Genomic DNA, 22,803 nt, shown 5'->3' with positions numbered 1-22,803 from the left:
GCGCGTGCCTCTCCGCTATCGTTCGCTGTCCCATCACAGCGACCCGCTACCCTGTAGACTCGATTGTTCGAGTCGCCACGGCGAAAAATGTGCGCTGTCGGTGTGGTTTAGTAGGCGTTGGAGATCTGAGAGACGACATCTGCGGGCGCAGCACCGGAGTTCAGTGATGAGATAGCGGATTCGAGCGAGGACTTGACTGCCGGCGGTGCGGCCAGGCCGTGTGCCACAGACGGCGGCTGAGCATCGCTGTTCTGGAAGTCTGCTATCTGATCCTTGGAGAAGTCGTTGAACGGGTCGGTGTTCACGTCAGTTCGCGGCGGAATCGACCCCTTCTTCGGGTTGAAGATCTCCTGTGCCTCGGCCGTGCCGACGAACCGGCACCACAGCGTAGTCGCTTCCGGCGACGGGTTGTTGACCGGATACGGGAACGAGTCCATGTTGAGTGCGTAGTAACCGTCGGTACCCGGGAACGTCACGTGGTCCCACTCCTCGCCGTACGCGAGGTCGTTCGTAATGTACGTTCCGGCCGCCCAGTCTCCCTGGTGGAGGAACGCCGCTTCGCCGTTGATGACCTGGTTGTTGGCCTCGGTCCAGGAAATCGAACCGGCGTCGCTCGGGATGTAGTCGAGATAGGACTGTGTGGTCTCGACTGCCGACTCCAGAGCGTCGCTGTTGGCGTCGACCTCACCGTCGACGAAGATAGCGCTGTAGGTCTCGGCGTCCGTTTCGCCGAGGAGAACAGTCGCAAACATCTGGAAGCTGGACCACGGCGCGCCGGTCTGGTGTGCCATTCCGGTGTAGCCAGCATCGCTGACCGTTGCCAGCGCGTCGACGAGGTCAGACGGCGTTTCGAGGGCTGTCGGGTCGACCCCGGCGTCCTCGACGACCTCGACGTTGTAGAAGAGGTTGTTGATCCGGTGGATGTTGAGCGGGACCGTCACGTAGTTCCCTGCGGGCTGGGCCGCGTCCTTGACACCCTGGAGATATGCGTCCTCCATGCTGTTCTCTGACCACACGGAGTCGCCGATGTCCTTCAGCAGGTTCGCATCGGTGAAGGGGAGCAGATTGTTTCCGGGCCAGGACTGCCACGTACTCGGATGGTTGCCGTTCTGCACCCGTGTCCGGATGTTCGCCTGCAGGTTGTCACCCGCACCACCGGCGATGAGGTTCTCGTCGAACGGAACGTCGGGGTGTTGCTCCTTGAAGGCGTCCATAACGGACTGAATCGCTTCGAGTCCGTCGCCTTCGCCCCACCAGTGGGCGACTTCGAGCGTCCCATACTGTGGCCCGCTGTCGGTACTGTCCTCACCGCTGCTGCCGTCGCCACTGGTACCGTCGCCGCCGTCACCGCTGCTGCCGTCGCCGCTGCTGCCATCACCACCGTCACTCCCACCGCAGCCAGCCAGCGAGGCCGCACCTGCTGCGCCAGCAATCCGAAGAGCGTTACGCCGCGTCAACCGTTTATTTGAGTTGTCGTCAGTCATGGTTGCACCAATACCTCATAATTCCTTATTGAAGATTCGCACTTAATACTTCTGTATAGCAAAAGTCACCATTTGACATTCGTATCGATCCCGGTAAATCATCTATATCCCACGATTTCTCGGGTTTGAGCGGGCGAACAAATTAATCGTATGTGAGTAAATACCTCACCATCTTACATCTGTGAGATTACATTTACCCGACATATCCGCTTTGAGATGAGGTCTATCCGGGTATATTGGGACAAAAAAGCTCGGGCGCGGTTCGGCCCGGGGACTTACAGCGAATCGAACTCGACGACTGCTTTTATCTGGTCGTCCCCGTCTGTGAAGGCCGCCTCGACGTGCTCCGGGTCGGTAACCGTCGTGACCAGATCGTCGAGCAGCCATTCCGGAAGGTCCTGTAAGGTCTCGACGGCGTCCTCGAAGTGCGAGACGTGTGAGTTGACAGTCCCGATGAGACACTTGTTGTGCAGGACAATCTCGTTGTGGAGCGAGCCGCCATCGACTTCAAATTCCCACGGCTCCGGGATGCCGAGCAACACGCCGACCCCGTTCTGGTCGAGCGCCTTGACCGTCTGGAACGCGTGCGGGGCGAACCCGGTTGCCTCGTAGACGTAGTCCATCGCCTCGTAGGTCTCCGGGAGTTCATCCACCGGCGTCTCACGGGAATCGACGTACGTGCTGCCTATCTCGTCGATGATGTCGACCGTCGGGTCGGGCCGGTCGCGCCGACCGACACAGTACGTCCGGTCGTACTCCTGTTCAAGCATCCACAGCGTCAACAGTCCGAGCGAACCGTTCCCCAGCACGCAGGCCGACTCCGGCCGCCAATCGAATGGCTCCCGCGTGGCGTAGGCGTGCTCGTTTGCCTTCTCGGTAATCGAGAGCGGCTCGACGAGAAAGCCGTAGTCCGCCACCGCTTCCGGGACGGGAACGAGGAAATCTGCCGGCGAGGTGAAATACTCGGCCATGAAGCCGTGGTCGCCGACGATGCCACGTTCCGTGTACTCGCCGTCCGGAGCCATGTCGGGTTCCCCCCGACGGAAATACTCGTTCGTTTCGCCGTTCGGTTTCCGCCGGACAGTCGGCGCGACGACCTGCCCCGCCTCGAGCCCCGTGCCATTGGGCTCTTCGACGACGCCGACTGCCTCGTGTCCGAGAACCATGTGGTCCGCCCCGTCGGGGAACCCGCCGTGGGACCCGTTCAGGACTTCGTGGTCTGTGCCGTCAACACCAACGCGGAGTGTCCGGACGAGTGCCTCGCCCGGGTCAGGCGACGGTCGCTCCCGCTCTAGGAGCTGTGGGCCGTCGTCGTCCCGCGTAACACCAATCACTTTCATGCCAGGCAGAGAGTGAGAACACTGGGGATTAAGTCTTTCTTCAGGTCTCTGTCTCGCTGACGCTGACAGCCGCGCCAGTTTCGCTGGAGCGGTAGATTCCGTCCATCACGCGCTGGACTCGCAGCGCCTGCTCGACGGTGTTTACCGACGGTGGCGACCCGTTCCGAACCGCAGAGACGAACCGTTCCTGCTCCGTTCGCTGTGGGTCCGACCGCTGTGTCTCGACATCGGTCGTCCGATGGTGCATCCGGCCGGTGTCGGCCGTCTCAAACAGTGTCAGCGACTGGTCCGCGAGGTCGAGTTTTGCGCCCGCGTCAGTTCCGCGGACGTAGTACTCCTGACTGTCCGGCCGGTTCGCCGCCCACGCCACCTCCAGGGATATCGTCGTGCCGTCATCACAGCGGATGAACGCACTCGCGGAATCGTCCACGCTGAACTCGGCTGCACCGTGGTCCGCGCCCCACATCTCGACGTACGCGTACTCCTCGTCGACGCCGAACTGGGCGCGGGTGTCACCCGACACTTCCACGACGGCTGGATGACCGGCAACGTGCAGCGACAGGTCGATAGCGTGGGCTCCAATGTCGATGAGTGAGCCGCCGCCGGCCACGTCGTTGCGCGTGAACCATGACCCTCGTCCTGGGACGCCGCGACGCCTGATGTAGTTCGCCTCGATATGAGACACATCGCCTATGTCGCCCGCGTCGCGGTAGCCCACGAGCGTCTGAACCGGGTCGGCAAATCGGTTGTGGAAGCCGACCATACAGAACCCGTCTGCCGCTTTGGCGGCCGCGGCGATCCGCTCGGCGCTTTCGAGCGTGTGTGCAAGTGGTTTCTCGACGAGCACGTCCAAGCCCACCTCAAGCGCCGCTACGACGTACTGCTCGTGGTATCTGTTCGGCGTCGTCACCAGCGCGGCATCGACGGACCCGAACATCGCCGACGCCTCCTCGTACACTGCCGCGTCGTACGCCTCGGCGAACCGGCGGCGCGCATCGGCATCGACGTCGACGCCCGCCGTTATCGAGACCGGTTGGTCGAGCTGACGGAGGTTCGTACAGTGGATATCCGCGATGTTCCCCAGTCCGATGATGCCTATGCGAACGGTCTCAGTCATGATTCTCGAAGAGTGCGGCCGGAAGCGGATTAATACAACTGCTGTTCACGCTCTTCGCGTTCCTCCTCCTGTTTCTGCTTGGCCTTCTCTCGCCGCCGGCCGCGCCGATACTGGATGATGCCGGGGACGATTTTGTTCTTCAGGTCGAGGACGAACGACACGATACCGTAGGCCCAGAAAAAAAACAGCACGAGCATCCCGCTCCAGTACAGCATCGCGAGGTGGCTGCTCATATCAGTCGTCTGATTCTACTTCGCTACTTGATGCAGTGCTTTCGGCCTCGTACGGAATGAGGTCGTGGACAATCGCCTCGCCGGTGGCCGAGTCGAACAGGTGGACGTTCCGTCGGTCGATGACGACCCCGATCTCATCGTCTTCTTCGAGATCAGAGTCGGGGTCGATGCTCATCAGTAGCTGGTCGTTCGTCGCCAGTTCCTGCGACATCGACGTTTCGCCGTCGCCCAGCAGCAGGTAGGCGAATATCTCGTCGCCCATGGGTTCGAGAATGTCGGTCCTCGCGGTAATCATTCCCGATGGGTCAGGGACCTCCGACTTGAGGTCGCCCGGATAGATGTCCTCTGGGCGGATACCCAGCGTCACGTCGTCACCAACTCCGACACCTTCGATGGACGATGGGTTGAACGCAAGCGAGAAGTTCGGCGTCTCCAGGGCGTCCTCCGTGACCGTCCCCTCGACGAAGTTCATCGACGGCGAGCCGATGAAACCGGCGACAAAGAGGTTGTCCGGCTCGTTGTAACAGGTCAGTGGCGGGTCGATCTGCTGGAGCTGCCCCGAATCGAGGACGGCGATACGGTCGGACAGCGTCATCGCCTCCTCCTGATCGTGGGTCACGTAGATGATGGTCGTGTCCAGCTCCTTGTGCAGGCGCTGGAGTTCCGTCCGCATGTGGACCTTGAGCTTCGCGTCGAGGTTTGCCAGCGGCTCGTCCATCAGGAACACGTCGGGCTCGCGCACGATGGCGCGGGCGATAGCGACGCGCTGACGCTGTCCGCCGGACATCTCTTCGGGCATCCGGTTGAGCATCCCCTCTAGCTGGACGATATCCGCGGCCCGCTCGACCCGACGGTCAATCTCGTCCTGTGGGTAATCCCGTAACCGCAGCCCGAAGGAAATGTTGTCGTACACGTCCATGTGCGGGAACAGCGCGATGTTCTGGAACACCATCGCGATGCCGCGGTCCTTCGGTGGCAGGTTCGTCACTTCACGGTCGCCGATGTATATCTCACCCTCGGTTGGGATGGTGAGCCCGGCGATGGTCTCCATCGTGGTCGACTTCCCACAGCCGGATGGGCCGACAAAACAGATGAACTCGCCGTGGGCGATATCGAGGTTCATGTCGTCGACCGCGGTGACCACGTCACCCTGGTCGTCGTAGCGTTTCGTCACGTGTTCGAGTTGTACTCGTGCCATTGTGTTACTCCTTGAGTGCGCCTGAGGTCAGTCCGCTGACGATGCGTTCCTGTGCGACGATCACGAGGATGACGACGGGGAGAACCCCGACGATGCTCGCGGCCGCCATGAGGTTGAACTGGGTCGTGTACTGGGTCTGGTAGCTGAGAATCCCGCCGACGATAGGCGACCATTTGGCCGCCTCCGGCGAGGTCGCCATGATAGAGCTGAAGAAGTACTCGTTGTAGACGGCGATGAACGTCAGCACGGCCGCAGTCGCCACGCCCGGCGCGGACAGCGGCATGATGACGCGGAACAGCGCGCCCAGTCGCGTCGTTCCTTCGACCCGCGCGGCGTCCTCCAGCCCGTCCGGAATCTGGCCGTAGAACGTCGTCAGGATGAAGATGGACAGCGGCATAAACAGCGCGCTGAACGGCAGTACCATCGACCCCGGCGTGTTCAGCAGCCGCGGTGGGGTAAACAGCGGGATGGACGTGAACGGTACCGTAATCGGCGCGTTGCCGGCAAACGCCTGGAACAGCGGTATGACGAACGCAGCCGGCGGGAAGTAGCTGATCGCCAGGATACCGAGCATCAGCAGTGCGCGGCCGGGGAATCGGAGACGGCCGAACACGTAGCCTGCGAGGCTCGCCACGAACAGCACGATGACCGTCGTCGTGACCGCCAGCGCGAAGCTGTTCAGCATGTACAGGTGGAAGGGAACCTGCTCGAAGACGGTGACGAACGCACCCGGATTGAACCCCTTAGGGACCGGCAGCGGGAACGTCCCGCTGACGCCAAAGAGGTTCACCGTGGGGAGGAAGCTCCCGGCGAGTAAGTTCCCCTCGGGGGTCACCGCCAACACGACGAGCCAGTAGAAGGGGAACAGCGTCGTCACCAGGAAAAACACCATCGCCGCGTAGAACAGCGCCCGGTACACCTTGTCCGGGTTCTTGATGGCGCTCTGTGTCCACCGCTGTAGCGGCCCGTCGCTCGACTGCTCTTGGGTGTCAGTTGGCGTCGCCATGTTAGATCGCGTCCTCCCCTTGCCAGACGATGAGTCCCATCACGACCGTCCCGATGATGGCGGCCGTCACGAACGCGATGGCCGCGGATGTCCCCTCGCGGGTGGTAAACGTCGCGACGACCATACACGACAGCGATGGCACGACGGTACAGCTCGACACCGTGTCGATGATGCCGTACACCCGCATCGCCTGTACCGACCGGAACAGCACGGCAACGCCGATAGTCGGCAGGATGAGCGGGAACGTGATGAGCTTGAACTGCTGCCACTTCGTCGCCCCGGCGACCCTCGCCACGTCGTACAGGCCCCGGTCGATGCTCTGCAGCCCAGCCAGAATGAGCAGGGCCATGAACGCCGACGTCTTCCAGATGTCGGCGACGATGATGATAAACGTCGCACTCGGCGTGTCGTTGAGCGTGTTCGTCGGCGCGAGCAGGCCGAGGTCAGCAAGCGGTGGCGTCAGGAACCCGACGTTCGAGTTGAACATCAGGAAGAAGATCATCCCCTGAATGACGATTGGGACGGCCCACGGGATGATGATCGCCGCCCGAATCCACCGCCGGCCGTAGAAGTCCTGGTCGAGGATGAGTGCCTGTCCGAGGCCAATGAGCGTTTCGAAGAGCACGCTCACGACGGCGAAGATTATCGTGACGACCAGTGCGCTGTTCAGCAACGCACTCATGCCAAACCCTTCGGGCAGGAACGTCGTTCCGCCCGGCAGGAACCGGTTTTTCTCACCGGTGAACAGCTCGATGTAGTTCCCAGCGCCGACGAAGGTAGTGCTCGAAAAGTCCGCCGAGAGCGCGAACAGCGACAGCTCGAAGGTCCGCAACAGCGGGTACAGCGCGACGATACCCAAGAGTACGAACACGGGAATCAACAGCAGATACGCGTACTGCGTGTCGCTGAGGTTCTCCATCCACCGCATCATGCTGACGAGTGCCCCCGAGCGTCTGGATTCACGGCCGGTTTCTGTACTCATCTGGTTACCTCCGTCCGTCGTTTGAATGTGTCATGGTAAATAATCACAGGGATGGTTTTGTAACGCTTGCCTGTGGCTTCAGGTTTGCTCGGTCTCTTCCAGCGCGGACTCAAGCGTCGCCATCGCGTCGGCCGAGGAGGCTTCCTGACCGACTGCGCGGTTCGCTTGCTGTGCGATCTTGCTGGACTGGTCGCTCCAGACAGCCGTCACCGGGCGCGGCATCGTGTTGTTACCGGCGACCTGCAGGGTGTCCATGTACCGGCCAACGACGGGCACGTTCTGGGCCTCGCTGGAGTTGAACAGTTCGGGCCGCGGCGGCAGCCATCCCTGAACGGACAGTAGCGTGAGCTGGAAGTCCGGCTGCATCGCGGCGCGAATGACCTGCGTCACGGCGTCTGTGTTCTCACTGTTGGGGTTGACCGTCATGTGCCAGCCACCGAGCGCAGCCGTGGAGCCGCCCGTGCCGGGCTGTGCCGCCTCGCTTTCGGGCACGGCGTACGGAATCGGCATCGCACCGAGGTTTTCGCCGAGCGCCGGATCCTCTGTTTCCTCTGGGTTACGCCCGCCGAGTGCCAGCGAGTAAGGCCAGTTCCGGTGGAAGACGGCGTTACCGTTGACGAACGGCGCGCGAGCGTCTTCCTCCTTCCAGCCGAGGATTTCGGTCGGGGTGAAGCCGCCGCCGTACCCCTCGAACTGGCCGCCGAAGTCCTCGTCGTGGACGAACTTCCGCATCATGTTGAGCGAGTTGATGACCTCTTCGTTGTTGACCGTGATCGGCCGGTCGCCGATGGGGCCAAAGAGGTTGTCGCGGCCGCCGAAGTACGCGCCGCCCCACGAGGACATAACCTCGTTGAACGTACAGCAGGAGGTCCCCTCGTAGATGTCCCACTGCGTGGTGAAACCGAAGTCGACGTCGGCGTTGTCGTAGGTGTCCGCCGCGATGTTCGACCACTCCTCCCAGGTCATCGGCTCGGTCGCCCAGTTGTTGCTCTCGGGGCTGTAGCCGGCTTCCTCAACGAGGTCCTTGCGGTACTGCATCGTCGGGAAGTCCGGGAACACCGGGACGCCGTACAGGTTCCCGTTGCTCGGGTTCCGAGCCGTGTCGGTAAACGCCGAGAAGTAGTTGTCCGAGACATCCGAGAGGAGTTCCTCCGGCAGCGTTTCGGAGAGGTTCTGGAGCTGTCCCCGCTGGATGAAGATGTTCGTCCAGCCGTTGTCCATCAGGAACATGTCCGGGTTCGTCTCGCCGGCCGAGAGCAGTCGGTTGTAGTTCGCCCGAGCCGCACCGGTGTCCTGGTCACGCGGGACGAATTCGATCTCGATGGAGTCCGGCAGGCCGTTGTCGTGCAGAGCCTGCTTGATTGCGGGGCCGTTGTTCTGGACGGCCACCGGGTCGAAGCCCCACTGCACGGTCGTCGCCTCCCCGCCGCTTCCGTCACCGGTCGATCCGCCGTCGCCGCCGCCACCGCCGCCTCCGTCGCCACCGCCGACGAAGTCAGCACAGCCTGCTAGTCCGCCGACAACACCTGCTGCTCCGGCGGCACGGACGAACCGTCGCCGGGAGACGCCTGTTGAGTTCCGCTCGCCGCTTGTGCCATTGTCCGACATATCTATTCTGAGCTATCCCGGACGCACCTTAAAGGTTGTCCATAATTAACCACAGGTGTTGTTAACTGTCGGCCTCAGCCCAGTAGACGTGATATATTTTTGACTGGTATCCATTGTATAAATCTTTCAGTATATATATGCACGGATAAGTCAAACAGCCGTTTGCTACACGGAGGCCCTCAAACGCGCAAACTGAACGAAAGTTTACTAATCCCGAAAAACGGCGCCTGTGTCACTCGTACGTGACATCCGTAATTGTAATCTCGGTCGCTTCGATTTCCTCGATGACGGCTCCCCAGCCGCCGACTTCGTACGTTCCGCTATCGGTGGCCAGCGTCGCGCTGATTCGGCCGGCCATCTGTGCAAGCGGGACCGGGTCCGTCCGTCCGATGCTACTCCCGGTGTAGTCGACGGCGGTGATGCGCCCGGTCAGACCAACCGACTCCTTCGTTTCCGTGTCGTACCCCTCGACAGTAGCCTCGATAATCGCGTCCTCATTCAACAGCGGTTCGATGTCGCGGACAGCGTGTCGGAGGTCGACGTACGTCGTCGGGGTTTCTGGCGTCCGCTCGGTGTACAGTGTGTCCCAGATCTCCCACAGACAGGTCAGGAAAAACCAGTGGAAGACGTAGGTGTGAGTTCGGTCCTTGACGAGCACACCGTACTCGTTGACCGAGTCGTGGTGAGGCGCAAAACACGTCCAGGTCCGGTCGACAAGCACGAAAAACGGGGCCGGAATCTCGCGGTTCCGGGCCTCCGTACAGGTCCCTTCGATGTCGGAAAGCGGCGGGACTTCCTCGTCAGGACTCGTACAGATGCTGAGTTTGATGTTCACGCCGCGGTCGTGGGCGGCGATGAGTTCCTCCCGGACCGCGTAGAACTGCTCGGGGTTCACGCCGACCTGAATCTGGTTTTCCGCCGCTTCGATGAGCTCCCGGGCCCGGCTGACGACCGTTTCGAACCGCTTGACGATACTTACCTCGTGCTCGGATATCTCAGGCTGGTTCCAGCGTTCCTCGATGGTCTCGGCCGCGTCGAGGTACTTGCTCGACCGTGACCGCAGGTCCTCAAGCACTACGTCGGGATTTCGCGCCCGAGCAGTCAGGCTATCCTGCTGGAACGTCTCGATATACCCCTTCGACTCAAGATCCCTGAGCACGTCGTATATCCGCGGGTCCGGAACGTCACAGGAATCGGCGATGTCCGTCGCCGATGCGGTCCCCAGCCCCAGCAACGCCACGTAGGCCTCCGCCTGGTACGGAGAGAGACCGGCATCTTCGAGGACATCGGTTAGTTCGCTGTCGTCCATGTGTATACAGGGAAACTGAGTACGCAGTTAACGTGCATGGTTATCCATCGAGGTCACTGATTAGTCCTTGCCCTCGACGGGCCACTGCGGTTGTTTTGGGGCCTCGATTCGGGCACGCTCCTCGTCGGTCAGGTCGACGTCGAGCGCTCCGACGTTCTCCTCAAGCTGGTCCATCGTCCGCGGGCCGATTATCGGCGCGTCGACGGCCTCCTGGTGACAGAGCCACGCCAGGCTGACCTGTGCCGGTGTCGCGCCCTTCGCGTCGGCAATCGCCCGCACCTCGTCGAGGACCGCCCAGTTTTGGTCGCTGAACCGGTTTGCCGTGTACTCGTCCGTGCTCGCCCGTCCCTCGGCGAGGTCGTCGCCGCGCTCGTACTTCCCGGCGAGGAAGCCGCCGGCCAGGGGCGACCACGGGATGACGCCGACACCCTCCATCTCACACACCGGCAGGAGGTTCGCCTCCTCGTGGCGGTCGACGGCATTGTACTCCGGCTGCATCGAGACGAACCGCTCGTACCCTTCGATGTCCGCGGTGTACAGCGCCTTCTGGAACTTCCAGTTGGCCATCGTACTGGCGCCGATATAGCGGACCAGCCCCTCGTCGACGAGGTACGTCAGCGCGTCCAATGTCTCCTCGATTGGCGTGTCGTCGTCCCACCGATGGATCTGGTAGAGGTCGAGATAGTCGACGCCGAGGCGGTCCAGCGTGGCGTGACACTGGTCGATGATGTGTTTCTTCGAAAGCCCGCTGCCGTTCGGCCCGTCGTGCATGTCGAAGTACACCTTCGAGGCCAAGACCAGTTCGTCGCGTCGGGCGGAGTCGACAGCATCGCCGAGTATCCGCTCGCTCTCGCCGTTCGAATACGCGTTGGCTGTATCGAAGAAGTTGATACCCAGATCCAGCGCTCGTTCGAGTATTCGGCGGCTCTCGTCCTCGTCATTTAGCATCCAGGGCTCGGCGCTTCCGAAGTTCATCGTTCCGAGACAGAGTTCGGACACGTCGAGCCCTGTCGACCCGAGCGTGGTGTATGTCACCGAGGGATCGTTCATGACAGTTCATACCACAGCTGTTGTTAAAGAATTTTGGGACTGCATATCGTTGTCAAAACATGAGCCGGAAATCCCCACAGAACAGTCCTACTCCGATGGACGCACTCGAAACCTTCAGAGACGAGTCCTACACCGGGGCAAACAGGTGCTGGCCGTGTACGGTACTGAATCTTGGCTTCGTTGGAGCGCTTGCCATGCTTCTGCGCGGGCGTGACCGTCCGCGGTCGAGCCTACTGGTCGCTGTTGTCGGCGTCGCGATTGTCTATCTCCGAGGGTATCTGGTCCCGTACACGCCCGAATTTGCCCCGCGGCTGGTGGCGGCATCACCGGTGCCGGACGAGTGGTTCCACGCGGAGCCAGCACAGGGGGACACATCCCAAGAAGACGTGACCCGACGGGAAAACGAGTCGCTGGCCGACGACGTCGAGATGGACGGCGAAACCGTCTTCCGGGAGCTTTCGGCAGCCGGCGTCATCGAAGCCGAGGGTGAACAACTGTTTCTCACGACGGCTGTAGACGCGGCGTGGCACGAGCGGATGGACGAGCTGGCCGACGACTCACTTGACGCCCTCGCCGCGGCGCTGCAGGCGTCGCTACCGGGAGTTGACGCTGCTGAACCGTACGTCGACGACGCGGAGTGGCTCGCACTCGGCACGGACCACGCGAAGCTCCTCCCCCGTCCAGTCGTCGTCGCCGAACTCGCAGCTTACGAGGTCCTCGGCGAGCGTCTCGACGACGAGCGGCTCAGAGTCGCTGGTGCGGAGGCGTTCCGGATGTTCCTCGACAGGTGCCCGGTCTGTGACTCCGAACTAGTCGGGTCATCGTCAGTGTCGTGCTGTGGCGGCCATCTTGGACCGCGTCAGGACCCAGATGAGACGCTGGTCTGTCCGACCTGTGAGCAGCGACTCTACACGTTTGAACTGAGCGATACCTGAAACCAGTCACTCAAAGCTGGGGACCTACTGGCTAGTCGGCATGCAGGACGCGCTCCGGGTTCGGAGCTCAGAGCCAATGACGACGAACGGGGGGAGGCCCCGCCTGACCGCTGGTGCGTGCGGTCCCGTGGACAACCATGCTGCGTGGCAGACAGTTACCGTTGGCCGGGTTGGGGGTGGTGGGAACGATGTGACCAAACAGCGGCCTCACATAGTTCCGGACTGCAGGGGGAATGTACCCAGCCAGTAGAATACTACAACTACTGTTGTAAATATATTTCGGTGGCCGAAGAACACTGCCTATTAAATCCTCGCACACGGAGATGATGATATGAAGAACATCGACGACCTCGTCGACAGCGCGTCCGACTTGGCACAGCGTGGCCTCTCTAAGGGCGAGATTGCTGACGAGCTCAACGTCTCACGGGAGACGGCAAGTTGGCTTGTCGAACGCAGCGGCACCGGCACGGAACCGGACACGAGCGACGACGGCGGTCCCCACGACATCCACGTCGACTGGTCCGCTGTCGGGCGTGACAGCAACCGGCTGTATCACGCGGGCGCAGCGATGGCGGACCTGCTCTCGAAGAAAGGCGACGACGTAGACCTTACTATCGGCATCGAGAAGGCCGGCGCGCCGCTCGCGACGACTGTTGCGCGGGAACTGGAAACAGACCTCGGGACGTACGCCCCGACCAAACACCAGTGGGACGACGACGAGAGCGAGACCAGCGACGGCTCCTTTTCGCGGAACTTCGCCCAGATTCGGAACCGCGACTGCTACGTCGTTGACGACACTATCACGAGTGGCAAGACGATGGGAGAGACAATCGATGCGATCCATGAACAGGGCGGCAACCCCGTGGCCTGCGTCGTGCTGGCTGACAAGCGTGGTGTCGGCGACATCCGCGGCGTCCCGGTGTACTCTCTGCTACAGGTCATCCGAGTTGGGAGCGACGGCGACTCGTAGCGGTCCTGCTCGGCTGTTCCGAGCACGTGTTCGCTGCGCGGTCTCCGAATCGACGTGGCCACACGAGAGACTATCCTTTTATTCGTGCCGTGCGTAATTCGTGGTATGACTGTACTGTCGTTTGACGAACAGGGCGTGGATGTCGTTTACGAGGGGACGGAGTTCCGCCTCGAAAAGGCCCTCATCGAGGATGCTATCCAGAAGTCGTATCCGAACGTCACCGACCACGAGGTGTTGCAGATGGTCGAGCCGGAACCGGCGCTGTCAGGAGAGCCACAGCGTATCGCCGAAATTGTGAACTGATTCGACGTAGTTCCCTTGAGGGCTACAATTCCGTTGTGAGAAGTAATTCTGGCTGAGAACGCATATCCCGTTTGCAGGCGTTTAAGCAGGTGAATATGCGCTAATTAAGCATCCGAGCAGTAGGCATTTAAGCCGTCAGCGCGCACTGGGTGATAATGTCAGACCCACGTATTGCCGGGGCTAGCGTAACACAGTTCGGGAAACACCCCGAACGGACCGGCCGAGACCTGTTCGCCGAGGCCGGACTCGAAGCGCTCTCGCAGGCTGGAATCGACCCGGAGGACGCTGAAGCGCTCTATTACGGCAACTTCATGGGCGAACTCGCGGAACACCAGGGCCACCAGGGCCCGCTGATGGCCGAGGCCATCGGGCTGGACGTTCCGGCGACCCGCGTGGAAGCGGCCTGTGCATCCGCCGGGACAGCCGTTCGTGAAGCCGTCAAGACGATCCGGAACGGCGAGGCGGAGGTCGTCGTCGTCGGCGGCGCGGAACGGATGACCAACATCGGGACGGCAGCGGCGACAGACGCGCTCGCCATCGCCGCCGACGACCTCTACGAGGTCCGTGCCGGGATGACCTTCCCCGGGGCGTACGCGCTGATGGCCCGGTCGTACTTCGACCAGTACGGCGGCTCCCACGAGGATCTCGCTCACGTCGCCGTCAAGAACCACGAACACGCCCTGGTCAACGAACACGCACAGATTCAGCAGGAAATCACGATCGAGGACGCGCTGGAGGCCCCGACGATTGCGGACCCGCTCGGCCTGTACGACTCCTGTCCGATTACTGACGGGGCCGCGGCTGCCGTCCTGACGACGGAGGCTTACGCCGAGGAACACAACTTGGACGCCCCGGTCGCCATCACCGGGACCGGGCAGGGCGGCGACAATCTCGCGCTACAGGACCGTCCACATCTGGCACAGACGCCCGCCGCCGACAAGGCCGCCGAAGAGGCGTACGGCGACGCCGGCGTCGGTCCCGACGATGTCGATTTCGCCGAGGTCCACGACTGTTTCACCATCGCTGAAGTGTTCGCAATCGAATCGCTTGGCTTCTACGAGCGCGGTGAGGGCATCGCCGCGGCGCGCAACGGGGAGACGACCCGCGATGGCGACCGCCCGATAAATCTCTCGGGCGGGCTGAAAGCCAAGGGTCACCCGGTCGGCGCGACCGGCGTCGCCCAACTGGCGACCGTTGCCTGGCTTCTCGACGGGTCGCATCCGCGGGCCGACGCCGTCCCGGACAGCACCGTCGGTGTCGCACACAACGCGGGCGGTACGGTCGCGTCTACGACTGTCCACGTCATGGAGGTACAAGAATAACTGAATCCGCACAGGATGGCGAGTACGACGCGTGGCTCGACAGCATCGAATCTGGCGACGGGTACTACCTCGAATGTTCGAACGGCCACGGCTGGCTGCCGCCACGGCGGGTGTGCCCGCGCTGTCACGACCAGGAACTCTCGGCGGTCGATCTGCCAGAATCCGGCGAAATCGCGAGCCACACGACGATTACCGTCCCGACGCCACAGTTCGAGGACGACGCGCCCTACGTCACCGCCATCGCCGACTTCGGCCCGGTTTCGGTTACGGGACTCGTCCGCGGCGTGGACCCTGACGACGTCGCTATCGGCGACGTGGTCGGCATCGATGTCGGCGAGCGCGTGACGACCGGCGAGAGAGCCGTCGTGTTCCGGCCGCGCTAACTCAGTTCTCGACCGTTACCGACGTCACTCTGTCGCGGACCACGTCGACGAACTCACCGGGGTGTTCAACGTGGGGCAAGAGCAGCGAATCACCGAACACGACGAGCATCGCATCCGCCTGTTCGGCCAGGTCACGACCCTTCGACAGCGGTGTGATGTCGGCATCCTCACCCCAGACCAGCGTCACGGGCACGTCGAGGCTTGCCAGTACTTCGCCGAGGTCGTCCTCCGGGTCGAGGAAGCCGGAGACGAACGACGCCGGCGCGAACCGCGCACCGGGCTGGTGGCCGCTCTGCCACTCGTAGTCGACCACTGCGTCGGTGAGGTTGTCCATATCGTAGTACCCGTGGTCAGCGTGGAAGTGGCGGATGGAGGGCTTCGAGACGGTGAGGTTGTAGATTGCCTCGCCGACGACGGGCGCGCGCAACAGCGATCGGAGCCAGACGGTGCGGTTCCCCATCGAAGTGTCTGTCGGGCAGATGAGGACAAGTTCCTTCACCTCAACCTCCTGTGCCGCGCTGGCGGCGTATGCCCCTGTCAGAGACGACGCGACGACGGTCGCGTCGGTGGTGTTGTCCTCGATGAAATCGCGGACGAAGGCTGTGTACAGCGAGGCCGAGTACAGCAGCGGCGGGCGGTCTGTGTGCCCAAAACCCGGTAGGTCAGGCGCGATGACGTGGTACTCCTCCGCCAGCGTGTCGAACACCGTGTGGAACTCGTGACTGCTGGCAGCGGCGTTGATGCCGTGAAACAGCACGAGGTCCGGGTCCGACGGGTCGCCAGCCTCAGTGTACGCGATATCGAACCCGCGCCAGCGGTACGTCCCCTGTTCCCCCTCGAGCATCGGTTCGAACGCACCGGCCTGCGACTGCAGCACGCGGTTGGCAGCGGCTGTCGCACCGACCGCTCCGACGACCGCACCGAGCGCCTTGCGGAGTTTCATATTGATGACTTGGAGCCCCGAGTATGTTATACATGCTGGACGAGCGTCAGATGACTGTCGCTATCGTCGCGGGCAACCGTAGCCGCGGACGCGACAGTCCCGAACTCAGTTCTCGTCGCGAGGCTCGTCGAGACACTCCCGGAGCGGCGCGAGAACCTCGTCGACGACGGTGTACGGGTCGGTGTGGCGCTCGATGACAGCGTCGACGTACTGTTCGATACCGCCGCGGCGGTCGAGTTCATCGACCAGTAGTTCGTTTGCGTCCTCCCGGAGCAGGGTTCGGATCTCGGCGGCGAATCGCTCCCGTGCCTGCCCCTCTCGTCGGCCGGTTCGGTCCAGATAGTCCCCGTGGTCGGCCAGCGCGTTCAGGAAGTCCTCGACGCCCTCGCCCCGGTTAGCCACCGTCTCCACGATTGGGGGGTCCCACGTCTCCGTGTCGCTCTCCTCGGCGTCTGCCTCGGCGTCGTCGGCTGCGAGTTCAGTCGCGCCGTGATGGCCGGAGTTCGGTCGTCCGCTCTGTCCCTGAAGCATCTCCCGGAGCTGCTGGACAGTCCGGTCGGCTCCGTCGAGGTCAGCCTTGTTGACGACGAACACGTCACCGATTTCGAGGATCCCGGCCTTGAGCATCTGCACGTCATCGCCGCTCCCCGGCGGCACGAGCACGGCGACGGTGTCGGCCGTGCGGACGATGTCGACCTCGTTTTGGCCTGCACCGACCGTCTCGACGATGATCTTGTCCTTGCCGAAGGCGTCCAGCGCGGTCACGGCGTCGGTCGTCGCCGTTGACAGTCCACCGAGGGAGCCACGGGCAGACATCGACCGGAAGAACATGTCCATGTCGCCGGCGTTCGAGGCCATTCGTATCCGGTCGCCGAGTACTGCGCCGCCGGAAAACGGCGAGGACGGGTCGATAGCGATGACACCGACAGTCTGGCCCCGCTCGCGGTAGGTCGCTGCGACCTTGTCGACCAGCGTGGACTTGCCCGCGCCGGGACTGCCGGTGACGCCGACCACGTCGGCTGTCCCGGTGTGCTGGTGGAGGTCGGAAATTATCTCCCGATACCCCGGCGAGCGGTTCTCTATCTTCGTGATGACCCTGGCGAGAGCGCTGTGCTTGCCCGCAAGCAGGTCAGCGACGAGGTCGCTCATCGCTCGGGCGCGTTCTGGTGGATGTAGTCGATCATCTCCTCCATCGACGCGCCCGGACCGAATATCTCGTCGACGCCCTGCCCGCGGAGTTCTTCCTGATCGTCGTCCGGAACGATGCCGCCGACGAGAATGAGACGGTCGTCGAACGCATCGTACTCCTTCAGTCCGTCGAGAATCTTTGGAACGAGCGTGTTGTGCGCCCCCGAGAGGATGGAGATGCCGACGACATCCACGTCCTCCTGCACGGCGGCCTGCACGACTTCGTCGGGTGCTCGGTGGAGTCCCGAGTATATCACTTCGAAGCCGGCGTCTCGGAGCGCCCGCGCGATGACGTGTGCGCCCCGGTCGTGACCGTCGAGTCCGACTTTCGCCACCAGACACCTGATGGTCCGTTCCGTCTGCTCCTGCTCGACACTCATGCCAGTACGTACCGCGCGGTGTGTTTTCATTCTTGCCCTATTCATCATGACTGATGTCGAGTACGGCTCCCCTCGGGGAACGAAGATTGAAACTGGGCATTCCGCACCGCGTGTGTGAGCCGGAACCAGTCCGGCCGTTCGGCCTGCAGTCGGCTGTGACCCTGGGAGGTCTGTATACCGTGCCCTGAGCGGTCAAAGAAGGGCGACAGGGAGGACTGAGACAATTCCAGAGAACGACAATTCTAAGTTCGCTGCTAGCGGCGTTTCCACCAGTGCGAACAGTCGCCGTCATCCCCGCGTACAACGAGTCGAGCACCATCGGGTCGGTGATTGACGGGACCAGCCAGCACGTCGACGAGGTCGTCGTCGTCGACGACGGCTCGTCTGACGACACCGCAGCCGTCGCCCGGAAGCACGGTGCACACGTCGTCACGCATGTGTTCAACACCGGTGTCGGTGGGGCCGTCAGGACGGGCTATCAGTACGCGATTCGGCACGACTACGACTTCGTCGTGCAGGTCGATGCCGACGGCCAACACGACCCGGCGAAGATTCCGACCCTGCTGGACCACGCGGAGGACGCGGACATGGTCATCGGCAGCCGCTACCTGAACGAGAGCATCGAGGATTACCCGCTGGTCAGGCGGCTGGGGATCACCTTCTTTACGACCGTCGTCCGCAAACTCGGCGGCATCGACATCACCGACGTGACCAGCGGCTTTCGCGTCTACCGCGTGTCGGCCTTAGAGGACATCCTCCACCGCTCGGACAACCACTGGGCGGTCGAACAGACGCTCGATGCGGCCCAGCGCGGCCACCGCATCGAAGAAGTATCGATAGAGATGCCGATCCGGGACGAGGGCGAGTCGCAGTTCAGCCTCGACACGCTCGTGCTCTACCCGCTTCGGATGACTGACACGGTGTTTCGCGTCCTCCTCTTTCGCTAAGTATGGTCTTTGGATTCGATTACTCACTGGTCAACCTCCTGTCGCTGGTCGTCGGCCTGGCCTTCCTCGCGAACGGGTACATCATCGTCAGAAGCGAACGCGAGTCACTAGAGCTGTTTGTGATGTCGCTGCTGCTCGGCGCAGGGCTCATCGTCGTCGCCGTCGTTCCCAACGTGTTCGAGGTCGTGGCGCGGCTGCTGGGCCTCGAATGGAAGGCGCGTGCCATCCTCGTCATCTCGAACCTGACGCTGTTCGTCGCGGTGACGTACCTGCTCAACCGAATCGGGCATATGTACGACCGGCTGTCGCGGCTGAACGAGGAGCTGAGCCTCCTCCGGAGCGAACTGGAGGAACACCAGCTACGGACCGAGGACGAGCAGGATGACTGACCGGGCGGTGTTGTCGATAGATTTCGAGCTGTTCACCCAGACGCCGGCCTACCGGAGCGCATCGGGGACGACCGACCGCGACGGTGTCGGCCTCGACGGCGGTCGATTTTTCAGGGACACGCTCGCAAAGTACGATGCGACTTCGACCGCATTCGTGGTCTCATCAGTCGCTCAGACCCATCCCGACGCCGTGCGAGCGCTGTCTGATGCGGGTATCGAAATCGGCTCGCACACGCAGACACACCAGTTGCTCTCTGCTCTCGACAGCGAGGAGCGACGAGCGGAGTTGTCCCAGTCGAAGGCCGTGCTGGAGCGAGTTACCGGCAAACGCGTCTCCGGGTTCCGCGCGCCTGCCTTCGACATCACCGACGACCACTTCGATCTGCTTGCCGATACCGGGTACACGTACGACTCTAGCGTCGTCTCCAGTCGGTCAATACCGGGGTGGTACGGCGGCGAGTACGACATTCACGAGCCGGTGCCGGCGACGGCCGTGCGTCCAGACGCGCCGGACAGCGTTACGGAGTTCCCGGCGAGCGTCATGCCCGGCCTGCAGTTACCTCTCACCGGGACCTGGCTCCGGTTTTTCGGCCCGCGATACACGATTCTGGGCATGAAATTACTAGCCCGGCGTGGTATCACGCCAATGCTGTACATCCATCCGTGGGAACTGGTCGACCTGCCAGCCGTTGAGGGAGTGCCGACGCGGGTGTACGTCAGAACTGGTGACTGGATGCGCCGGGCCGTCGAACGGATTCTGCAACAGGACTTCGAGTTCACGACCGCACGGGCCGTTTTAGCTGACGGTGAGGCGGCCGCGTCACAGCTACACAGGGGCGAGACGCCGTGACGAGTCGGGCTCGTGACCTGGGCATCACGGTTGCCCAGTACGGTATCGCCGTCGGTGCGCTTTCGTGGCTGCTCACGCAGTTCGACATCGGGAGCGCAATCGACCTGCTCGCCGGCGTCGAGAGCGAGACAGCGCTCGCGATCGTCGCCGTCAGCGCCCTCGGCATCTGTGGCCGAGCCTACACGTGGCACGCGGTAATCTCCCCGCTGTCCCCTGTCCGGTTTCGGACCGCCGCTGGAACGACCCTCATCGTGAACTTCGTCAACCAGTTGCTCCCCTCGCGGCTCTCCGGACGGCTAGCCGCACCATTTGTCCTCCAGAGCCAGACCGGGATGGGCTATAGCGACGCCGCAGCCGCCTCAGCGCTTCACACCGCTGTCTTCGCGCTATACTACGGCGTCGCGGCGACCGCGGGACTCGTCTTGGCGATTCCACTGCTCCGGCCCGAACTCCTCGTGGTGCTGGCGCTCGCGACGAGCCTCTACTTCGTAGCCGGTCTCGCCATACTGTTCGGAGGACTCAAGCTCACCTATCTGGACCGCCTTATCGGCTGGCTGTCCGGGGTCGCAGTCCGGGTCCCACACGTCGGCGAAAGGCTCGCGGCCCGACTCGACGGCCTGCTCGAATTCACGGACAGCTCAACCACGACGTTCCGGACGCTGGCGAGCGAGCCGGCAGTGTGGCTGCGCTACGCAATCGGCTGGGCCGTCGATCTCGTCCTTGCGCCCGGCGTCCGCGTCGGCTTGCTGTTGGGGAGTTTCGGCGTCGGGTTCGAACCGCTGGTCGCGTTGCCGCTGTACCTGCTGGTCGCATACACTGTGACACTCCTGCCGCTGACGCCCGGCGGCATCGGAATCACCGAAGCGACGGCGACGGCGGTGTTCGTCGCGCTGGGCATCCCGGCAGCAGTTATCATCCCGATCATCTTCGTCGACCGGTTCCTCAGTATCTACCTGCCGTCGCTTGCGGGCTGGTATCCCTCTGTTCGACTCGACGTTACGTCACTGACGACAGAGTAGCCGGAAAGAGCTACGCAAAGAGGGACTCAGAAGGGCGGATGCCGGCTCGTGTCGCACTGGCCGTCACGCTCCAAAATCAGCGTGTACTGGTTCGCCGCGAGTTCCTGCTCGTCGGCGAACTGGTCCGTGTGCGGGACAACGCCGAGTCGGAGCAAGTCGGTAAAGGAACCGGGCGTCGGCCGCTGGGGCACGAAGTTCGACGGCCGCTCCCCGAACTCCGCGACGATTCGGTAGTTATACTCCTCGTTCAGGAGCTTCCGGAGGTAGACGGCCTGTGCGTCACCGTTCCGGTAGTAGGTGTCTTCTTTGAGGTAGAGCAGGTCACGGTACCCGACCTGAATGTATCGCGGACACGCCATCGCTTCCTCCGCTTCCGAGTCCTGGCCGGCGACGTGGCGGGCGGTCAGCGAGTGCGGGATAGCAGTGTCTTGGATGTGGACGCGATACGACTCCACCACGTCCCCCTCGTCGCTGTTGTCTTCGAGCCACGCTGTCGCCTCGTCCCGGGGCATCGACGCGAACTGGGCTGCCCCGATACCGGCGTAGACGGCCGTTGTTACCAACAGAACGGCCATCACCGGTCGCGCCAGAGACGACGAGCGCTCGCGGAGGTCCACCAGTCGTCCCCCGACGAGTAAGGCGAGCAGCGGGAACGTCGGCAAGAGGTGGTGGACCCGGAAGTCGTGCCACTGAGAGAACATGGCGATGTAGGCTATCAGTCCCGTCAGGACGAGGACAGTGCCGTGGACGGCGGTACCGCGGTCACGCAACGTCGCAACGGTCGCCACGATGCTGGCTGCGGCCGCGGCAACAAGCGGCAGTCCAAGCGCGCTGAAGTACCCCCGCAGGAACCACCACCACATCGGGGCGTCGGGACCGGTCGGGTGACTCATCCGCGAGGTCGAGCCGCCGAACACCCGCTCGATGAACGGCTCGGGACCCGCCACGAGCGCGGTCGGGAATCCAAGCACGATCATGACGAACCCAAGCAAAGCGCCGCTCAGGAGGAGCTTCGGCCGGTACAGCGTCTCCGTTAGCGGCGCGTCAGCGGCACGGGCCCGCAGCAGGAAGGCGACGCCGATAAGCAGGATAACCGGCGCGGCCGTCAGTTTGAACGCGATGGCGACCCCGCCAGCGGCGCTCGCCGCCAGAAACAGCGTTCCGTCGTCGGTCTGAACGTACCTGACCAGCAGGTACAGCGCGAGGAGGACAAATACCAGCGCCGGCATATCCTCGCCGGCTTCCTTCGAGATGGTGAGGAAGCCGAAGGTCAGCGAGAGCACGACCGCCGACAGCCGGCCGGCGTTGCGCCCCTCGATTGCGACGCCCAGGCGGTAGGTGAGGTAGACGGCACAGAGTGCAGCAACGACGTTGGTTAGCCGGATGAAGACGAGGCTCCCGGTCCATATCCACTCGGGCGTGGCGGCCCAGGCCTCGTAGTGGCCGAACTCCCAGCTTGGGAAGGCGATGGCCGTGAACGCGCCCAGGTCGCCGGTCAGTGCTGCGACAAGGACGACGGGGAGGATGGCGAGTACGTAGAGGTACAGCGTCGCGCCGAACGGGGCCCGGCCCCACTCGACACCGGCCTTGAGACCCTCGAAGGTCGGTTCTTCGAGGACTGAGCCGTAGACGACCATCGCGTCGAGCAGGCGGCTGTACTCGTCCCGGGTCGCGAAGTTCGGGATGCGGTGCCAGAACCAGAATCCGACCAGCACAGTCGACAGGAGGAGAATATAGCGGAGATAGGGGTCGTCCCGGAGGTCCGACCGTCCCTGTTCGACAGCACGTCGGGGCAGTGACCGCCAGCCACTCATCGTGTCAGTGCTCCGGTGTGTGCGTTGAAAAGG

At 62.9% G+C, this 22,803-nt stretch carries 23 protein-coding genes; 9 read left to right on the top strand and 14 right to left on the bottom strand.

Going from position 1 to position 22,803, the window contains the following annotated elements:
- Window positions 1-107: 107 nt before the first annotated feature.
- The 10 genes from D3D01_RS11550 to D3D01_RS11505 form a co-directional block, all read right to left on the bottom strand.
- Window positions 108-1,484 carry an ABC transporter substrate-binding protein gene (locus D3D01_RS11550; RefSeq protein WP_101350088.1) on the bottom strand — a complete coding sequence of 459 codons (1,377 nt, stop codon included), beginning with the start codon at window positions 1,482-1,484 and terminating at the stop codon, window positions 108-110.
- A 275-nt stretch (window positions 1,485-1,759) separates the two neighbouring features.
- The gene (locus tag D3D01_RS11545; protein ID WP_101350089.1) at window positions 1,760-2,824 is read right to left on the bottom strand and encodes a glucose 1-dehydrogenase; all 1,065 of its coding nucleotides are present in this window, start codon (window positions 2,822-2,824) and stop codon (window positions 1,760-1,762) included.
- Between the two features lie 40 nt (window positions 2,825-2,864).
- Window positions 2,865-3,941: a Gfo/Idh/MocA family protein gene (locus D3D01_RS11540; RefSeq protein ID WP_121512283.1), complete on the bottom strand. Its 1,077-nt coding sequence runs from the start codon at window positions 3,939-3,941 to the stop codon at window positions 2,865-2,867.
- Between the two features lie 29 nt (window positions 3,942-3,970).
- On the bottom strand, window positions 3,971-4,174 hold the full coding sequence (locus tag D3D01_RS11535) for a hypothetical protein (protein WP_101350091.1): 204 nt from the start codon (window positions 4,172-4,174) through the stop codon (window positions 3,971-3,973).
- 1 nt (window position 4,175) lies between these two features.
- A complete protein-coding gene (locus D3D01_RS11530) occupies window positions 4,176-5,372 on the bottom strand; it encodes an ABC transporter ATP-binding protein (RefSeq protein WP_101350092.1) in 1,197 nt (398 codons plus the stop codon).
- A gap of 4 nt (window positions 5,373-5,376) precedes the next feature.
- A complete protein-coding gene (locus D3D01_RS11525) occupies window positions 5,377-6,378 on the bottom strand; it encodes a carbohydrate ABC transporter permease (RefSeq protein ID WP_101350093.1) in 1,002 nt (333 codons plus the stop codon).
- Window position 6,379: 1 nt separating this feature from the next.
- A complete protein-coding gene (locus tag D3D01_RS11520) occupies window positions 6,380-7,360 on the bottom strand; it encodes a carbohydrate ABC transporter permease (RefSeq protein ID WP_101350094.1) in 981 nt (326 codons plus the stop codon).
- Between the two features lie 78 nt (window positions 7,361-7,438).
- Window positions 7,439-8,968, bottom strand: coding sequence for an extracellular solute-binding protein (locus tag D3D01_RS11515; RefSeq protein WP_121512282.1), 1,530 nt, complete (start codon window positions 8,966-8,968; stop codon window positions 7,439-7,441).
- Window positions 8,969-9,200: 232 nt separating this feature from the next.
- Window positions 9,201-10,277, bottom strand: a complete 1,077-nt coding sequence (locus tag D3D01_RS11510) for a TrmB family transcriptional regulator (protein ID WP_101350096.1) — start codon at window positions 10,275-10,277, stop codon at window positions 9,201-9,203.
- A 60-nt stretch (window positions 10,278-10,337) separates the two neighbouring features.
- Window positions 10,338-11,327, bottom strand: a complete 990-nt coding sequence (locus tag D3D01_RS11505; RefSeq protein WP_121512281.1) for an aldo/keto reductase — start codon at window positions 11,325-11,327, stop codon at window positions 10,338-10,340.
- Between the two features lie 59 nt (window positions 11,328-11,386).
- On the opposite strand from D3D01_RS11505, the gene D3D01_RS11500 reads away from it, so the two are divergent.
- The 5 genes from D3D01_RS11500 (at window position 11,387) to D3D01_RS11480 (ending at window position 15,240) form a co-directional block, all read left to right on the top strand.
- On the top strand, window positions 11,387-12,262 hold the full coding sequence (locus tag D3D01_RS11500) for a hypothetical protein (protein ID WP_121512280.1): 876 nt from the start codon (window positions 11,387-11,389) through the stop codon (window positions 12,260-12,262).
- A 331-nt stretch (window positions 12,263-12,593) separates the two neighbouring features.
- Window positions 12,594-13,232, top strand: coding sequence for a transcriptional regulator GfcR (gfcR, locus tag D3D01_RS11495; RefSeq protein WP_121512279.1), 639 nt, complete (start codon window positions 12,594-12,596; stop codon window positions 13,230-13,232).
- A gap of 105 nt (window positions 13,233-13,337) precedes the next feature.
- On the top strand, window positions 13,338-13,535 hold the full coding sequence (locus tag D3D01_RS11490) for a DUF5800 family protein (RefSeq protein ID WP_004518030.1): 198 nt from the start codon (window positions 13,338-13,340) through the stop codon (window positions 13,533-13,535).
- A 155-nt stretch (window positions 13,536-13,690) separates the two neighbouring features.
- The gene (locus D3D01_RS11485; protein ID WP_101350100.1) at window positions 13,691-14,857 is read left to right on the top strand and encodes a thiolase domain-containing protein; all 1,167 of its coding nucleotides are present in this window, start codon (window positions 13,691-13,693) and stop codon (window positions 14,855-14,857) included.
- Complete coding sequence (locus D3D01_RS11480; protein WP_050007222.1) at window positions 14,854-15,240, top strand: Zn-ribbon domain-containing OB-fold protein; 387 nt, start codon at window positions 14,854-14,856, stop codon at window positions 15,238-15,240. Before D3D01_RS11485 ends, D3D01_RS11480 begins: the two co-directional genes overlap by 4 nt.
- Window position 15,241: 1 nt before the next feature.
- Here D3D01_RS11480 and D3D01_RS11475 read toward each other — a convergent pair whose 3' ends face one another.
- From D3D01_RS11475 to D3D01_RS11465, 3 genes are all read right to left on the bottom strand, one after another.
- Window positions 15,242-16,183, bottom strand: a complete 942-nt coding sequence (locus D3D01_RS11475) for an alpha/beta fold hydrolase (RefSeq protein WP_101350101.1) — start codon at window positions 16,181-16,183, stop codon at window positions 15,242-15,244.
- Between the two features lie 105 nt (window positions 16,184-16,288).
- Window positions 16,289-17,332, bottom strand: coding sequence for a methylmalonyl Co-A mutase-associated GTPase MeaB (gene meaB, locus D3D01_RS11470; RefSeq protein ID WP_121512278.1), 1,044 nt, complete (start codon window positions 17,330-17,332; stop codon window positions 16,289-16,291).
- Window positions 17,329-17,751, bottom strand: coding sequence for a cobalamin B12-binding domain-containing protein (locus D3D01_RS11465; protein ID WP_064288077.1), 423 nt, complete (start codon window positions 17,749-17,751; stop codon window positions 17,329-17,331). Before D3D01_RS11465 ends, meaB begins: the two co-directional genes overlap by 4 nt.
- A gap of 272 nt (window positions 17,752-18,023) precedes the next feature.
- Here D3D01_RS11465 and D3D01_RS11460 point away from each other — a divergent pair, with 272 nt between their 5' ends.
- Genes D3D01_RS11460 through D3D01_RS11445 form a run of 4 tightly spaced genes read left to right on the top strand, consistent with a single transcriptional unit; the run spans window position 18,024 to window position 20,956 of the window.
- Window positions 18,024-18,698, top strand: a complete 675-nt coding sequence (locus tag D3D01_RS11460; RefSeq protein ID WP_101350103.1) for a glycosyltransferase family 2 protein — start codon at window positions 18,024-18,026, stop codon at window positions 18,696-18,698.
- 2 nt (window positions 18,699-18,700) lie between these two features.
- Window positions 18,701-19,087, top strand: coding sequence for a DUF2304 domain-containing protein (locus D3D01_RS11455; protein WP_101350104.1), 387 nt, complete (start codon window positions 18,701-18,703; stop codon window positions 19,085-19,087).
- Window positions 19,080-19,937, top strand: a complete 858-nt coding sequence (locus D3D01_RS11450) for a polysaccharide deacetylase family protein (RefSeq protein ID WP_121512277.1) — start codon at window positions 19,080-19,082, stop codon at window positions 19,935-19,937. Before D3D01_RS11455 ends, D3D01_RS11450 begins: the two co-directional genes overlap by 8 nt.
- The gene (locus D3D01_RS11445; protein WP_121512276.1) at window positions 19,934-20,956 is read left to right on the top strand and encodes a lysylphosphatidylglycerol synthase transmembrane domain-containing protein; all 1,023 of its coding nucleotides are present in this window, start codon (window positions 19,934-19,936) and stop codon (window positions 20,954-20,956) included. Before D3D01_RS11450 ends, D3D01_RS11445 begins: the two co-directional genes overlap by 4 nt.
- Window positions 20,957-20,982: 26 nt before the next feature.
- Here D3D01_RS11445 and D3D01_RS11440 read toward each other — a convergent pair whose 3' ends face one another.
- Window positions 20,983-22,770, bottom strand: coding sequence for a glycosyltransferase family 39 protein (locus D3D01_RS11440; RefSeq protein WP_121512275.1), 1,788 nt, complete (start codon window positions 22,768-22,770; stop codon window positions 20,983-20,985).
- Between the last annotated feature and the right edge of the window lie 33 nt (window positions 22,771-22,803).

It is taken from the genome of Haloarcula sp. Atlit-7R (assembly GCF_003666065.1).
GTDB lineage: Archaea > Halobacteriota > Halobacteria > Halobacteriales > Haloarculaceae > Haloarcula > Haloarcula taiwanensis.
The sequence above is the reverse complement of the archived record's forward strand: the minus strand, read 5'-3'. Positions and strand labels throughout refer to the sequence as shown.

Excerpts from the sequence above, each read along its gene's own strand:
- D3D01_RS11500 (WP_121512280.1), top strand. The coding sequence starts at position 11,387 with ATGAGCCGGAAATCCCCACAGAACAGTCCTACTCCGATGGACGCACTC.
- D3D01_RS11530 (WP_101350092.1), bottom strand. The coding sequence starts at position 5,372 with ATGGCACGAGTACAACTCGAACACGTGACGAAACGCTACGACGACCAG.
- D3D01_RS11510 (WP_101350096.1), bottom strand. The coding sequence starts at position 10,277 with ATGGACGACAGCGAACTAACCGATGTCCTCGAAGATGCCGGTCTCTCT.
- D3D01_RS11540 (WP_121512283.1), bottom strand. The coding sequence starts at position 3,941 with ATGACTGAGACCGTTCGCATAGGCATCATCGGACTGGGGAACATCGCG.
- D3D01_RS11545 (WP_101350089.1), bottom strand. The coding sequence starts at position 2,824 with ATGAAAGTGATTGGTGTTACGCGGGACGACGACGGCCCACAGCTCCTA.
- D3D01_RS11550 (WP_101350088.1), bottom strand. The coding sequence starts at position 1,484 with ATGACTGACGACAACTCAAATAAACGGTTGACGCGGCGTAACGCTCTT.
- D3D01_RS11475 (WP_101350101.1), bottom strand. The coding sequence starts at position 16,183 with ATGAAACTCCGCAAGGCGCTCGGTGCGGTCGTCGGAGCGGTCGGTGCG.
- D3D01_RS11465 (WP_064288077.1), bottom strand. The coding sequence starts at position 17,751 with ATGAGTGTCGAGCAGGAGCAGACGGAACGGACCATCAGGTGTCTGGTG.
- D3D01_RS11490 (WP_004518030.1), top strand. The coding sequence starts at position 13,338 with ATGACTGTACTGTCGTTTGACGAACAGGGCGTGGATGTCGTTTACGAG.
- gfcR (WP_121512279.1), top strand. The coding sequence starts at position 12,594 with ATGAAGAACATCGACGACCTCGTCGACAGCGCGTCCGACTTGGCACAG.
- D3D01_RS11485 (WP_101350100.1), top strand. The coding sequence starts at position 13,691 with ATGTCAGACCCACGTATTGCCGGGGCTAGCGTAACACAGTTCGGGAAA.
- D3D01_RS11535 (WP_101350091.1), bottom strand. The coding sequence starts at position 4,174 with ATGAGCAGCCACCTCGCGATGCTGTACTGGAGCGGGATGCTCGTGCTG.
- D3D01_RS11505 (WP_121512281.1), bottom strand. The coding sequence starts at position 11,327 with ATGAACGATCCCTCGGTGACATACACCACGCTCGGGTCGACAGGGCTC.
- D3D01_RS11515 (WP_121512282.1), bottom strand. The coding sequence starts at position 8,968 with ATGTCGGACAATGGCACAAGCGGCGAGCGGAACTCAACAGGCGTCTCC.
- D3D01_RS11440 (WP_121512275.1), bottom strand. The coding sequence starts at position 22,770 with ATGAGTGGCTGGCGGTCACTGCCCCGACGTGCTGTCGAACAGGGACGG.
- meaB (WP_121512278.1), bottom strand. The coding sequence starts at position 17,332 with ATGAGCGACCTCGTCGCTGACCTGCTTGCGGGCAAGCACAGCGCTCTC.
- D3D01_RS11450 (WP_121512277.1), top strand. The coding sequence starts at position 19,080 with ATGACTGACCGGGCGGTGTTGTCGATAGATTTCGAGCTGTTCACCCAG.
- D3D01_RS11525 (WP_101350093.1), bottom strand. The coding sequence starts at position 6,378 with ATGGCGACGCCAACTGACACCCAAGAGCAGTCGAGCGACGGGCCGCTA.
- D3D01_RS11520 (WP_101350094.1), bottom strand. The coding sequence starts at position 7,360 with ATGAGTACAGAAACCGGCCGTGAATCCAGACGCTCGGGGGCACTCGTC.
- D3D01_RS11455 (WP_101350104.1), top strand. The coding sequence starts at position 18,701 with ATGGTCTTTGGATTCGATTACTCACTGGTCAACCTCCTGTCGCTGGTC.